Source organism: Mycobacterium sp. IS-1590 (assembly GCF_001500025.1).
In the GTDB taxonomy this organism is placed as follows: Bacteria; Actinomycetota; Actinomycetes; order Mycobacteriales; family Mycobacteriaceae; genus Mycobacterium.
On sequence record NZ_LQIW01000001.1, the window covers coordinates 353,486 to 367,123 of the forward strand.

The 13,638-nt window shown below is 68.5% G+C and carries 10 protein-coding genes, 1 pseudogene and 1 riboswitch; of the genes and pseudogenes, 4 read left to right on the top strand and 7 right to left on the bottom strand.

The features are described 5' to 3' along the window. Positions 1-13: 13 nt before the first annotated feature. Positions 14-77, bottom strand: a riboswitch (guanidine-III (ykkC-III) riboswitch). A 28-nt stretch (positions 78-105) separates the two neighbouring features. After that, positions 106-1,056 (top strand): NAD(P)H-dependent flavin oxidoreductase, encoded by a 951-nt coding sequence (locus AU197_RS01725; RefSeq protein WP_064400643.1) that lies wholly within the window; start codon positions 106-108, stop codon positions 1,054-1,056. Here AU197_RS01725 and AU197_RS01730 read toward each other — a convergent pair. The 4 genes from AU197_RS01730 to AU197_RS01745 form a co-directional block, all read right to left on the bottom strand. Further along, complete coding sequence (locus AU197_RS01730) at positions 1,053-2,276, bottom strand: D-alanyl-D-alanine carboxypeptidase family protein (protein ID WP_064400644.1); 1,224 nt, start codon at positions 2,274-2,276, stop codon at positions 1,053-1,055. The genes AU197_RS01725 and AU197_RS01730 overlap by 4 nt on opposite strands. A gap of 81 nt (positions 2,277-2,357) precedes the next feature. Continuing rightward, a complete protein-coding gene (locus AU197_RS01735; protein ID WP_064400645.1) occupies positions 2,358-3,377 on the bottom strand; it encodes an SMP-30/gluconolactonase/LRE family protein in 1,020 nt (339 codons plus the stop codon). 32 nt (positions 3,378-3,409) lie between these two features. Continuing rightward, entirely contained in the window at positions 3,410-4,780 is a 1,371-nt protein-coding gene (locus AU197_RS01740) for an aspartate aminotransferase family protein (protein ID WP_064400646.1), read from the bottom strand. Then, on the bottom strand, positions 4,777-5,298 hold the full coding sequence (locus tag AU197_RS01745; RefSeq protein WP_064400647.1) for an Lrp/AsnC family transcriptional regulator: 522 nt from the start codon (positions 5,296-5,298) through the stop codon (positions 4,777-4,779). Before AU197_RS01745 ends, AU197_RS01740 begins: the two co-directional genes overlap by 4 nt. A 134-nt stretch (positions 5,299-5,432) precedes the next feature. Between AU197_RS01745 and AU197_RS01750 the strand changes: the two genes are divergently transcribed. Beyond that, complete coding sequence (locus tag AU197_RS01750) at positions 5,433-6,929, top strand: gamma-aminobutyraldehyde dehydrogenase (protein WP_064400648.1); 1,497 nt, start codon at positions 5,433-5,435, stop codon at positions 6,927-6,929. Here the strand turns inward: AU197_RS01750 and AU197_RS01755 are convergent. Continuing rightward, on the bottom strand, positions 6,926-8,059 hold the full coding sequence (locus AU197_RS01755; RefSeq protein WP_082696444.1) for a PrsW family intramembrane metalloprotease: 1,134 nt from the start codon (positions 8,057-8,059) through the stop codon (positions 6,926-6,928). The genes AU197_RS01750 and AU197_RS01755 overlap by 4 nt on opposite strands. Beyond that, entirely contained in the window at positions 8,056-8,577 is a 522-nt protein-coding gene (locus AU197_RS01760; RefSeq protein WP_156434269.1) for a hypothetical protein, read from the bottom strand. The genes AU197_RS01755 and AU197_RS01760 overlap by 4 nt, the downstream gene beginning before the upstream one ends. Before the next feature lie 108 nt (positions 8,578-8,685). Between AU197_RS01760 and AU197_RS01765 the strand changes: the two genes are divergently transcribed. Next, the gene (locus AU197_RS01765; RefSeq protein WP_064400650.1) at positions 8,686-9,594 is read left to right on the top strand and encodes a sigma-70 family RNA polymerase sigma factor; all 909 of its coding nucleotides are present in this window, start codon (positions 8,686-8,688) and stop codon (positions 9,592-9,594) included. 88 nt (positions 9,595-9,682) lie between these two features. On the opposite strand, the pseudogene AU197_RS01770 reads toward AU197_RS01765, so the two are convergent. Further along, positions 9,683-10,306: pseudogene (locus AU197_RS01770) on the bottom strand (carboxymuconolactone decarboxylase family protein); the annotation flags it as partial. A 47-nt stretch (positions 10,307-10,353) separates the two neighbouring features. Between AU197_RS01770 and AU197_RS01775 the strand changes: the two are divergent. Then, on the top strand, positions 10,354-13,566 hold the full coding sequence (locus tag AU197_RS01775) for an ATP-binding protein (protein WP_231744791.1): 3,213 nt from the start codon (positions 10,354-10,356) through the stop codon (positions 13,564-13,566). Positions 13,567-13,638: the final 72 nt, after the last annotated feature.

A 13,638-nucleotide genomic window follows, 5' to 3' on the forward strand; every position in this document is an offset into this window, starting at 1 on the left:
GAACAACACCTCCGAAACGCCGTCTTGTCGCTGACCGGGTACGGCGCCGCTCGTCCGGTGTCATGTGCTGACCGACCCACCGTAACAAAGCGGTAACGTCGCACCGTGCCCCTTGCGACGCCCTGGTCCCGCCGCATCGGCCTCGATGCGCCGATCGTCAACGCGCCGATGGGTGGCACCGCCGGCGGCGTCCTGGCCGCTGCGGTGTCCCGGGCGGGCGGCCTCGGCATGATTGGGATGGGAAGTTCGGCCACCGCAGCGAAGTTGGCGGCCGAGCTTCCGCATGTGGCGGGGCTCGAGCGTCCTTTCGGTATCGGGCTCGTGCACTGGGTGGCGGCGGCCGAGCCCGAACTGCTGGAGGTGGCGCTCGCCGTGAAACCCGCGCTGCTGGCCGTCAGCTTCGGCGACGAGTGGTCGTGGGTCCGGCGGGCCCATGACGCCGGCGTACCGGTCGCCGCGCAAGTGGCCGATGTGAGCGGTGCGCTGCTGGCGGCCGACGCGGGCGTGGACGTGATCGTCGCGCGCGGCGCGGAGGGCGGCGGACACGGCGAGGTGCGCGTCGGCACCCTGCCGTTGCTCGCGGAGGTGCTCGACGCGGTGACGGTGCCCGTGCTCGCCGCCGGGGGTATCGGCTCGGGCCGCGGCCTGGCCGCGGTGCTGGCCGCTGGGGCCTCGGGCGCCTGGGTGGGTACGGCGTTCACGGCCTGCACCGAGGCGACGACGTCCGACGCGGCGCGCGAGCAGCTAATACGCGCATCCGGCGACGAGACGGTGACGACGCGAATCTTCGACATTGCTCTCGAATACCCCTGGCCGGCAACGCTTCCCGAGCGGGTGCTCCGCAACGAGTTCGTCGAGCGCTTCGACGGCCGCGAGGCTCTCGTCGATGCCGATGCGCGCGCCGCACTGGCCGCTGCCACCGCAGCCGAGGACTACCGGGTGGCGCCCGTCAACGCCGGACAGGGCGTCGGCATGGTCCGCGAATCGTGCTCGGCGGCCGAGGTGGTCGAACGGCTCTGCGCCGAGGCCGAGTCGCTGTTGCGCCGCTGGGGCTAGTGCTGCGGGCGCCGGTTCAGCGATCGTGCGCCCATGATCAACGAGAACACGATCACGCTGCCGACCACCGCGACGCCGACCCGCACGGGCATCGCGTCGATGTCCGACATCATCGGGGCCGCGTTGACGGCGGGATTGGCGCCATCGGCGTCGGTCTTGTTTCCCAGCAACGACGGGTCGGGCTCGATCAGCGTGCCGACGCCGGTGCCGGGTGCCGTGGCGAAGCCGTAGTCGAGCAGATGCGCGGCCTGCTCCCAGGGTGCGATCGGTTGACGGGTGCCCTTGAGGAGCACGGCGACGAGTCGCCGGCCGTCGCGCTCAGCGGCGCCGACGAACGTCTGCCCGGCGTCGTCGGTGTAGCCGGTCTTGCCGCCCAACGCGCCGGGGTAGTTGAGCAGAAGCTTGTTGTCGTTCTCGATGGGGTAACCGACATCGCCGCGACCGGGGAAGTCGAATGCGCGGGTCGAAACGATGTCGCTGAAAACCGGGTTGCGCCAGGCGTACCGGTAGAACAGCGCCATGTCGTAGGCCGAGGTGCTCATGCCGGGACCGTCGAGCCCGGACGGCGTCGCGACCCGGGTGTCGAGGCCTCCCAGCTTGCGCGCCAGGTCGTTGAGCTTGTGCAGCGCGGCGTCCCAGCCGCCCAGCTGCCGGGCCAGTGCGAACGCGGCGTCGTTGCCCGAGTACATCAGCAGCCCGTGCAGCAGGTCGTTGATCGAGTAGTGGCCGCCCTCGCCGACCCCGACCTTGGTGCCTTCCTGGGCGGCGTCCTCGGCGGTGCCTGGGATGACCTTGTGCAGCGGCAGTTCCCTGATCGCCTGCATGGCGGTCAGCACTTTGACGATGCTGGCGGGCCGGTGCCTGCCGTGCGGGTCCTTGGCGGCGATGACGTCGCCGGAGTCGAGGTCGGCCACCAGCCACGCCTCGGCCGAGATGTCGTTCGGCAGCGGCGGAGTGCCCGGCGCGGTGATGACGCCGCAGCCGGAGAGCTTCTCCCCGCCCATCGGGGTGGCAGGCACCGGCAGCGGCGCGGGTGGCGCCTGCCCGGGTTTGGGCACCTCGGACGCGTCGACCGCGGGTGGCGTCACCTCGCGGTACGGGCACGCACTGGCCTCGGGGGCCGCCGGCGGCTGCGCGCTTGCCACGGCCGGACCCGCGGCCACGAACAAGGCCGTGGCCAGTACGGCGGCGCGTTGCAGCGGGTTTCGAAACTTCGCCATCGTGACCGCACACTAAGCCGCGAAAGGGCCGATCGCGCGTAGGCGCGCTGTGACTGGTGTTACTTGAGTTTCATTTGTGACTTAGCGCAGCGACAGCGACGCGACGTCGGCGTGCGCGACGGCGGGGAACCCGATGCTGCCCATCCACAACCGGCCGTCGACTTCGACCAGCCCGGTCACCATCCCGAACCGCGGATGCTCACGGCGGATGCCTGCGACCACGTCACCGGTGTCGGGATCGAACGCCACCGCCCACACCTCGGGCTTGATCTGAGGCTGCAGTTTGTCGGGCAGCTTCCACAACAGCTTGCGCAGCGCGGGCCAGCGCGGCGCGAGCCATTCGGCGGCCGCGTTCAGCGGGGAGACCATCGCGCACCAGATGCGGCCGTCGGCGCCGGTGGACAGGTTGTCGGGATGGCCGGGCAGATTCTCTCGCAGCGGGGTCACCGTCCCGGCACGCTCGCCGGTGAGCCAGAACTTCGACAGCCGGCGCCCCATCGTCTCGGCGAACACCAACGCCGATCCGTCGGCGGTGGGGGTCACGCCGTTGGCGAAGTACAGTCCGGCCACCGCGGTGAGCACGGTGCCGTCCGCGTCGCGGCGGAACAGGCTGCCGCGCGGACGCGCCTCCATCACCGCGCCCTTGAAGTGGGCGTAGTCGAACGCGGAGGTCGACTCGGTGAAATAGATTGTGCCGTCCGGCGATTGGGTGACGTTCGAGCAGAACATCAACCGCCGGTCGTCGACCTCGGCCACCAGCGTCTGCACCGTCGCGCTTGCCGGATCGAGCGCCAGCAGGCCGCCGGGGCTGGTGCAGACCAGGATCCGGCCGTCGTGTGCGACGTGCAGGCCCAGCGGGCGACCCTCGGTGGTGACGACGGCGACCGGTTCGCCACCGCCGGGTGGGATGCGCACGATGCGGCCGTCGTCGACACCCGTCCAGAGGGCGCCGTCGCCGTCGACGACGACATCCTCGGGCGCGTTGCCGGGCAGTCCGACGACGGTCAGGTCGGCCGACGGCAGATCCGGAAGCGGGTCGACGGGCGGAGGCCGCCAGCGGACGGGATCGATCGGCGGCTTGTGGGATCCGGGCGCGCTCACAGCGCCGACGCTACGCTTCGGCAGCGCCGCGCTCAGAGCAGTCGGCCGGCCTCGGCGAGCACGCCGCGCATGATCTGGTAGATCTCGTCGAATTCCTTCTGGCCGCTGATCAGTGGCGGGGCCAGCTGTACGACCGGATCGCCACGGTCGTCGGCGCGGCAGTACAGGCCCGCCTCGAACAGCGCGGGGGTCAAGAAGCCGCGCAACAGCCGCTCGGACTCTTCGTCGTTGAAGGTCTCCTTGGTGGCCTTGTCCTTGACCAGTTCGATGCCGTAGAAGTAGCCCTCGCCGCGAACGTCACCGACGATCGGCAGGTCGTAGAGCTGCTCGAGGACGGCCCGGAACCTCGGCGCGTTCTCCTTGACGTGGTCGTTGAGGCCCTCGCGTTCGAAGATGTCGAGATTGGCCAGCGCCACCGCCGAGGACACCGGATGCCCGCCGAACGTGTAACCGTGCGCGAACGTGGTCTTGCCGTCGTTGAACGGCTCGAACAGCCGGTCACTTGCGATCATCGCACCGATCGGCGAGTAGCCGGACGTCAAACCCTTTGCGCAGGTGATGATGTCGGGGACGTAGCCGAAATCGTCACAGGCGAACATCGACCCGATCCGGCCGTAGGCGCAGATGACCTCGTCGGACACCAGCAGCACGTCGTACTCGTCGCAGATCTCCCGGACCCGCTCGAAATAGCCTGGCGGAGGCGGGAAACAGCCGCCCGCGTTCTGCACCGGCTCCAGGAAGACGGCCGCGACGGTGTCGGGTCCCTCGAACTCGATGGCTTCGGCGATGCGGTCGGCGCAGTACTGCCCGAACGCCTTCTCGTCGTCCTGGTACGGAGCGGGCGCGCGGTAGAAGTTCGTGTTGGGCACTCGGAAGCCGCCGGGTGTCAGCGGCTCGAACGGCGCCTTGAACACCGGCAACCCGGTGATCGCCAACGCCCCCTGCGGGGTGCCGTGGTAGGCGATGGACCGCGAAACCACCTTGTGCTTACCGGGTTTGCCGGTCAGCTTGAAGTAGTTCTTGGTCAGTTTCCACGCCGACTCGACGGCTTCGCCGCCACCGGTGGTGAAAAACACCCTGTTCAGGTCGCCGGGTGCATAGCCGGCGACCCGTTCGGCGAGTTCGATCGCGGTGGGCGTGGCGTACGACCACAGCGGGAAGAACGCCAGCTGCTCGGCCTGTTTGGCAGCGGCCTCGGCCAACTCCTGACGGCCGTGGCCGACCTGGACCACGAAAAGCCCTGACAGCCCGTCGATGTAGCTCTTGCCGTTGCTGTCCCAGATCGTGACGCCCTCACCGCGGGTGATGATCGGCGGGGTGATCGCGGCGCCGTGGCGGGCGAAGTGCCCCCACAGGTGGCGATTGGCTTTCGCGCCGAGGTCGGCCGAAAGGCTTGTAGTCATCTAGTGCCCCAATTGTATTGCTGCTTGACAAGTTTCAGGTAAACCAGTGTCTCGGTGGATATCACTCCCGGCAGGGCGCGGATCTGGGTGTTGAGCAGGTCGAGCAGGTCGTCGTCGTCCTCGCAGACCACCTCGACGATGGCGTCGAACGATCCGGCGGTGAGCACCACGTAGTCGACGGACGGGATGGCGGCCAGCTTCTCGGCCACCTTGGTGGTGTCACCGGTGCAGCGGATCCCGATCATCGCCTGGCGGGCGAAGCCCAGCTGCATGGGATCGGTGACGGCGACGATCTGCATGACGCCGGCGTCGACCATGCGTTGCACCCGCTGGCGGACGGCGGCCTCCGACAACCCCACCGACTTGCCGATGCCCGCGTACGAGCGGCGGCCGTCCTGCTGCAGCTTCTCGATGATCTGCTTGCTCAGATCGTCGAGCTGGAACGCGGCACCGGGACGGGACTGGTTGAGTCGAAACGAAACGGGGCCGAGGCCGTGCGTCGCACCCGGGGTAGGCATGTCAGTGATTGTGCACGGAATCCGTCGTCATGGGCAACCACAGCCATGAAATCACTCGTTTGGGCGGCGTCCGGCTATGGGAAAGCGTAGGCGATTGCGTGGCCCGTCGACGTCAGGTCCGTTAGCGTGTGGCCATGACTGCGACATCCGTTTCCACCACTGTGGCGGGCAGCTGGATCGACGGCGCCGCGGTGGCGACCGGCGGACCCGCCCACCGGGTCACCGACCCCGCCACCGGGGAGGTCGTCACCGAGTACGCGTTGGCCACCACCGCCGACGTGGACACCGCGGTGGCCTCGGCCAGGGGCGCGCTGGCTGAGTGGTCGGGCGCGACGCCCGCGGAGCGCTCGGCTGTCCTGTTCAAGCTGGCGCACCTGGCGGGCGAGAGCTCGGACGCATTGGTCGCCGAGGAGGTCAGCCAGACCGGTAAGCCGGTGCGGCTGGCCGCCGAGTTCGACGTGCCCGGCAGCGTCGACAACATCGATTTCTTCGCCGGCGCGGCGCGTCACCTGGAGGGCAAGGCCAGCGCCGAGTACTCCGGCGACCACACGTCGAGCATCCGGCGCGAGGCCGTCGGCGTGGTCGCGACGATCACGCCGTGGAATTACCCGCTGCAGATGGCGGTGTGGAAAGTGTTGCCCGCGTTGGCCGCCGGCTGTTCGGTGGTGATCAAACCCTGCGAGTTGACGCCGTTGACCACGTTGACACTCGCGCGCCTGGCCAAGGAGGCGGGCCTGCCCGACGGCGTCTTCAACGTGGTCACGGGAACCGGTGGCGACGTCGGCACCGCGCTGGCCGGTCACCGCGATGTCGACGTCGTGACGTTCACCGGCTCGACACCCGTGGGGCGCAAGGTGATGGCCGCCGCGGCGGTGCACGGCCACCGCGTGCAGCTCGAGCTCGGCGGCAAGGCGCCGTTCGTCGTGTTCGACGACGCCGATCTCGACGCCGCCATCCAGGGCGCCGCGGCCGCCGCGCTGATCAACACCGGTCAGGACTGCACGGCCGCCGCGCGGGCGATCGTCGCGCGTGAGCTCTACGACGATTTCGTCGCGGGCGTCGGCGAGGTGTTCTCCAAGGTTGTCGTCGGCGACCCGCAGGATTCCGAAACCGATCTCGGACCACTGATCTCGGCGGCGCACCGAGCGAAGGTGGCCGGCATGGTCGAGCGGGCGCCGGGTCAGGGCGGGCGAATCGTCTGTGGCGGGTCCGCCCCGGACCGGCCGGGTTCGTTCTACCTGCCGACCGTGATCGCAGACGTCGACGAGCAGTCGGAGGTGTACCGCGACGAGATCTTCGGACCGGTCCTGACGGTGCGCTCGTTCACCGACGACGATGATGCGCTGCGGCAGGCCAACGACACGACATATGGCTTGGCGGCTTCGGCGTGGACCCGCGATGTCTACCGGGCGCAGCGGGCGTCGCGGGAGATCAAGGCCGGCTGCGTGTGGATCAACGACCACATCCCGATCATCAGCGAGATGCCGCACGGCGGCGTCGGCGCCTCCGGTTTCGGCAAGGACATGAGCGACTACTCCCTCGAGGAGTACCTCACCGTCAAGCACGTGATGAGCGACATCACCGGGGTGGCCGAAAAGGATTGGCACCGCACGGTGTTCGCCAAGCGCTAGCCGCTTCGCGCTGCGCCGAGAGTGCTGTTTCTGACGGAATCCGAGCCGAATTCGTCAGAAACCGTCGTCTTGCCGCAGCGCTGGATACGGTCGAGGGCGGCACGCTGCTGGGCCTTGACCGCTTTCGCGGCGGCGCGGCCTCCGGACCGTTTGGCCGACTTGCGCAGGGCACGACGCCGGCGACGGGTCGGCAGCGATTCCAGAACGTCTTCACCGACGGTGGAGAGTTCGCCGTTGGCGCGGCCGGCCTCGATGCGGGCGATCACCCAGCGCCGCTCGTCACGCAACAACAAGGCCGCGATGACGAGAAAGAACGCCAGGCTGCCGAGCATCTTCAGCGGCATCGCCGCCACCGGGCCCGGTGCGTTCCACGTGAAGTGCAGCAGCGGGCCGCTGAGAAGCAGTCCGCATGCGGTGGCCAGCCGCCGCCCCGTCGACCATCGCGCGCGGTCGCGGAACGACGGCAGCAACAGCAGCACGCCCACCGATGTCAGCGCCGTATAGGTCCAGTGCGCGGGCACGGCGGTGAAGAACCGCACAATCAGGTTTCCACCCGCGCCTGCCAAATCCGAGTCGAGGTCCTGCAGCGCGCTGTTGGCGGCGTAGGACAGGTCTTCCATCAGGTCGAAACCGAAACCGACGAACATCCCGACCATCAGCGCATGCGAAATTCGGTTCAACACATGGGCACAAAGCACCAATATCACCGCCGCGCACAACGCCTTGGACGCTTCCTCGATGATGGGGGCGGTGAGCGAGGCCTCCCAATCGGTGAACGTCTCCGGTGGCAGCACCATGCTCCACAACTGGCCGAGCCCACCGTTGCCGTTCATCGCCATCGCCACGGCCGTGGTGCCGCCCAGTGCGAAGCCCGCCACGAGGGCCTGCGGATAACGCCGCCCACTACGGAACGGGTCGAACCGGAAGATCAACCACACCATGAACACGATGAACAGCACCCATAGCCACGACAGGTCGATGGTGGCGTCGAGCGTCGCGCGGATGACCGGGCCGGAGTCGTCGAGCAGCGCGAACGTACCGATGATCAACGCCACCACGAAAACCCAGAACACCGCGGACTCAGGGCGGTACACCACAGGACGCCGTTGCGGCACCGTCGTATCGCTCACGGCTGTTCCCTTCCGATCGGTGCCACCACGAGGTCCAGCGGCGGTGCGGGCTGATCGGCGGTCCCCAGGGTCTGAACCCACACGATGACGTCGTCGTCGGCAAGAAATGCGCATTCGCCCAGACGGTCGCCGGCGACGAGCTCACACCCCACACCGGTGAGGGTGCCGTCGGCGGTCGTGACGATTTCGCCTGTCATCGCGGCGCTGGAACCGGTGACACGGTCCGCTCGCATGAGCCGCCGCGCGACCGCGTCGACATCTCGGCCTCCCCGGTCGAAGACCTGCACGATGACCAGCTCGTCACCGGAGCGGTAGCCGACCCCGTTGCCGAATTCGCGGGCATCCCAGCCCGCAGGGCCGGCGACGGAGATCTCGTTGCCGTCCTCGCTGGCCAGCACCGTCGTCTCGGAACTCGGCTGCCAGGCGTCGTCTTCGACCATTGCCGCGGCGGCCATCGGGATCCCCGGTACCGCAATCAGTCCCGTCGCCAGCAGCAGCGCCGCCCGAATCTCGATCAACCGCGTTCCCTCCATAACTCCGGCTATGACGAGGTCGAACCTAGCAAGTGACGTGCGCGGGGGCGGACACGCCACGCTGGAAGTATTGGCGCGCACTAGGCTGGTCGAATGACCGCCGGCGCGCGGGTTGACGAGTTCGAGAAGCTGCGGCCGCATCTGCTGTCCGTCGCCTACCGGCTCACGGGCACGATGGTCGACGCCGAGGACATCGTGCAGGATGCGTGGTTGCGCTGGAGCACAGCCCAGCACGAGTCGGTCAAGGACCTGCGGGCGTGGCTGACGACGGTGGTCAGCCGGTTGGGCCTGGACCGGCTTCGTTCGGCGGCGCATCGGCGCGAAACCTATGTCGGCGAATGGCTTCCGGAGCCGGTGGTCGTCGGCTTGGACGGCGACGACCCATTGGCGGCGGTGGTCGCCGGCGAGGACGCCCGGTTCGCCGCGATGGTGGTGCTCGAAAGGCTCAACCCGGATCAGCGAGTGGCGTTCGTGCTGCACGACGGCTTCTCGGTGCCGTTCGGCGAAGTTGCCGGCGTGCTCGGTGTCAGTGAGGCCGCGGCGCGGCAACTGGCCTCCCGGGCACGCCGTGCCGTCGCGGACGCGCCACCGCCGGTGCCCGATGACGCCCACACCGAGGTCGCGGGTGCGCTGATGTCGGCGCTCGCCGATGGTGACATGGAAGCCGTTGTGGCACTGCTGCATCCCGATGTCACCTTCACCGGGGACTCGAACCGCAGGGCACCGACCGCGCCGCGCGTCATCCACGGACCGGAGAAGGTGGCTCGATTCCTGTTCGGGCTGGCCCGCCGCTACGGACCGGGCTGGCTCGAAACCGGTGTGCCCGCGCTGGTCAACGGTCAGTTCGGCAGCTGGACGCCGGGGTCCCCGGCGCGTGACGGCTATCCGGAGATGATGCCGCGGGTCACCGCGATGACGGTGCGCGACGGCAAGGTCTGCGCGATATGGGATATCGCCAACCCGGACAAGTTCACCGGTTCGCCGCTGAGGGCTCGTCGGTAGCCGTCGTCTCCTCGCGCAAGCGCTCGTCGGTAGCCGTCGTCTCCTCGCGCAAGCGCTCGTCGGTAGCGATCGTCTCCTCGCGCAAGCGCTCGTCGGAAGCCCACGGGACCCGGCACGCGTCGCCCGAGCCGAAGCCCTGTTCGGTGATGCCCAGCGCCGAGTACATCCGTGCCCGCATGTTTTCCACGCCGATCTGATACGTCAGCTCGATGACACCGTCGTCACCGAACCGTTGGCGAAGGTCGTCGACCTGTTCGTCGGTGATGGTGTGCGGATCCCCGGTCATGGCGTCGGCGTAGGCGATCGCCGCGCGCTCGTCGTCGGAGAACAGCGGCGATGTCGCGTAGTCGTCGATGTGCTTGAGGCGGTCGACGTCGAGGCCGTCGAGGCGTTGCAGCATCGCGCCGAAGTCGACACACCACGAGCATCCGACCGTGCGGGCGGCCCAGAACACCGCCAGCTCGCGAACGCTCTTGGGCAGCTTCTTCGATCCCGACTGCAGCATGCCTTCGTGCACGACGTTGGCGAGCATCAGCCGCGGATGGTGCGCGGCCACGGCGAAGGGTTCGGGCACCTCGCCGAAGCGGCGCTTGGCCACCCGGTACAGGAACTTGGTCAGCAGCGTGGCGCGCTGCGGGGGCAGGGGTTCGATACGGGTTTTCTGTGCGTTCTCGGTCATACATATGAGACGAGACAGCCCGCCGGTGTGTGACAGCCGAATGTGTGACATGGCGTCCGCGCTGGTGACACGATGTTCAAGTGGACGCAGGGCGGAGCCCGGGCGGAACAGCGACCGCCGCGGACCTTCGTTGCGCCGGCTGCGAGGCGCCGCTGGTGGCGACCGCAAAGTTCTGCAGTGAGTGCGGCGCCGCGGTCGTGCAATCCGCCCGATCCGCCGAGTACAAGCACGTGACCGTGTTGTTCGCCGACGTGGTGCGGTCCATGGACATCGCGGCGGCGCTCGGCGCCGAACGGTTGCGCGAGATCATCACCGACCTCGTCGAGCGCTGCGCCGCGGTCATCCGGCGTTACGACGGCACCGTGGACAAGTTCACCGGCGATGGGCTTATGGCGGTGTTCGGCGCGCCCGTGGCGTTGGAGGACCACGCCGCGAGCGCCTGCCTGGCGGCCCTGGGGTTGCAGGCGGAGGCCGAACGCCTCGCGACCGACGTCGCACGACGCGACGGTGTCGACCTCCGTTTGCGCATCGGGCTGAACTCCGGCCGGGTCATCACCGGCGACATGGGTTCCGGTGCATTCGGTTACACCGCGATCGGCGAGCAGGTCGGCATCGCGCAGCGCATGGAGGCGGTCGCCGCGCCCGGTGCGGTGATGCTCAGCGAGTCGACGGCGCGGCTGGTGGACGCCGTGGCCGTCCTCGGTGAGCCCGAGCGGGTACGGATCAAGGGCGTCGACGAACCGGTGGCGGCGCGTCGCCTGATCAACATCAGCAGGGTCCACCGGCCCGATCGGCGCGACGAATCGCCGTTGGTCGGGCGACGGTGGGAGCTGGCGGCCGCCGAGGGGCTGCTGGAGGGCGCGATCGACGGCCACGGCGCCGTGGTCGGATTGGTCGGTCCGCCGGGTATCGGCAAGAGCCGGCTCGCGCGCGAGGTCGCGGCGCTGGCCGATCGGCGAGGCATAGAGGTGGCGCATTCCTTCTGCGAGTCGCACACCAAACAGGTTCCGTTCCATGCGCTGGCCGCGTTCCTCCGGGCGGGTACCGGCGTGGAGTGTCTCGACGCCGCCTCGGCGCGCGCCCGGCTCCGCGCGGCGCTCCTCGATCTCGATACCGAGGACGTGCTGATGTTCGAGGATCTGTTGGGCATCGGCGAGCCGCATGCCGCGTCGGCGACCATCACCCCGGAGGCCAGGCGGCGGCGGTTGACCGCGATGGTCAACACCTACTGCCTGGCTCGCAAGACACCTGCGGTGTACGTCATCGAGGATGTGCATTGGATGGACGAGGTCAGCGAGTCGATGCTGGCGGACTTCCTGACGGTGGTCCCTCAGACGCATATCCTGACGGTGATCACGTATCGTCCTGAGTACCAGGGGATTTTGACCCGGGTGCGAGGCGGTCACACCATCGCGCTGGCGCCGCTTCGCGACGCGGATGTGCGCGCGATCGTCGACGGTCTGCTCGGAGCCGCCGATTCGGTCGGGGAGCTGCGGGAGACCATTTGCGAACGGGCAGCGGGCAATCCGCTGTTCGCCGAGGAGATGGTGCGCGAACTCGCCGAGCGCGGCGTGCTCGACGGCGAGCCCGGAAAGTATCGCAACGCGGCCGACGACGCCGACGTGAGCGTGCCCGCGACCCTACAGACGACGATCGCGGCGCGCATCGACCGTCTGGATGCGAAAGCCAAGCGCACGCTCAGCGCGGGGGCGGTCGTCGGCGCGGAATTCGGTTTGGATCTCGTGAGTGTGCTGGGGGTCGAACCCGCGGTGGAGGATCTGCTCGAGGCGCAGCTCATCGAGCAGACCAGGTTCGGCCGTCGGCCCGAATTCGTCTTCCGTAATCCGCTGATCCGTACGGTGGCGCTCGAGTCACAGCTGAAATCGGAACGCGCCGAACTGCATCGGCGGCTTGCCGCCGCCATCGAAGAGCGGGGCCCGGCGGAGGAGAACGCGGCGTTGATCGCCGAACACCTGGAAGCGGCCGGGGATCTGGCGGCGGCGTACAACTGGCACCTGCGAGCGGCGACCTGGGCTGTGCAACGCGACGTCCGCGGCGCGCGGGCTGGTTGGGAGCGCGCCGCAAAAGTCGCCGATGCGCTGCCCGACGGCGACACGGACCGCACGGCCCTGCGAATTGTGCCGAAGACCATGCTGTGCATGTCGACGTGGCGGGTCGGTGGTGGCCTGGCCGACACCGGCTTCGAACAACTCAGGGAGCTGTGCGAGAGTTCTGGTGACCGCCTCTCGCTGGCGATCGGCATGTACGGCCAGATCGCCCTGCTGAGTTTCCAGCATCGTCACCGGGAAGCGTCCGCGCTGGCGTCCGAGCAGTTCGAACTGCTCCGGCGATGTGACGGTGCGGTGCGGGCGCTCACGTACATCCACGCGGGCGTGATGGCCAAGGTGCTCGCCGGGGAGGCGCCGGAGGCGAGTCGCATCGCGGAGTGGGCCGCCGGGCTGCTGGAGGGCTACACGGGCACGGACATGAGCGTACAACAGATCAGCACGGCGCTGGCCACGGCATTGACCTGGGGGTCGGTAGCCAAATGCGTTCTAGGTGAACCCAGTTGGCTGCAAGACGCGCGCCGGAGCGTGACTCTGGAACGCGAGCACCACCCGCTCGGGGCGACTCTGGTGTTCATCATCGGTATCGGATACTCGTTCGGGATGCACGCGAAAGCCATCGTTCCGGACGACCGCGCCGTCGCGGATACCGAGGAAGCGGTCCGGAAGGGACGGGAGATCGGCGATGACCTCGCGTTCGCCACCGCTTGTTCCGCGCTGGGACTGGTTCTCGCTGAGCAGGATACGGAAGCCTCGCGACGTCGTGGTGTCGAGGCGCTCCAGGAGGCGCGCGACTTGTACGAACGCAACTCGATTTTCGCGCCCGCGGTGATACCGAGAATTCGCCTCGCCGAGATCACCGCTGCCTCGGGGGATCTCGACGGCGCCATCGAAAACCTGAGGTCGATCATCGACACGCTTGTCCGAGGCGAAGAGAAGCTCTTCTCCGTAGAGGCCACCGCTGTTCTGGTGGAGTCGTTGCTTCTTCGAGACGGTCCGGACGACCTCCGGGAGGCGGCCGAGCGAGTCGACCGACTAGCAGACATGCCCACCGAACCTGGCGTCGTGATCAACGAGATCCAGCTGCTGCGCATGCGTGCTCGGTTGGCCCGCGCGCACGGCGACGACACCGGCTTCCTCGACCTGGTCGAGCGCTATCGCGCCCGCGCCGTATCGCTCGGTTTCCGGGGACACCTCCAGCTCGCCGACGCAATGCGTCGTTCCTAGCCCGCGAACATCAGCGCGCTTGATCTCCTGGATGGCGGGGGTTCGAGACGGGGTTTTCTGTGCGTTCTGTTT

What these genes read in the sequence shown, in the direction of transcription:
- AU197_RS01745 (WP_064400647.1), bottom strand. Translation starts at nt 5,298, where the DNA reads ATGCCTACCCCGGGTGCGACGCACGGCCTCGGCCCCGTTTCGTTTCGA.
- AU197_RS01730 (WP_064400644.1), bottom strand. Translation starts at nt 2,276, where the DNA reads ATGGCGAAGTTTCGAAACCCGCTGCAACGCGCCGCCGTACTGGCCACG.
- AU197_RS01750 (WP_064400648.1), top strand. Translation starts at nt 5,433, where the DNA reads ATGACTGCGACATCCGTTTCCACCACTGTGGCGGGCAGCTGGATCGAC.
- AU197_RS01740 (WP_064400646.1), bottom strand. Translation starts at nt 4,780, where the DNA reads ATGACTACAAGCCTTTCGGCCGACCTCGGCGCGAAAGCCAATCGCCAC.
- AU197_RS01765 (WP_064400650.1), top strand. Translation starts at nt 8,686, where the DNA reads ATGACCGCCGGCGCGCGGGTTGACGAGTTCGAGAAGCTGCGGCCGCAT.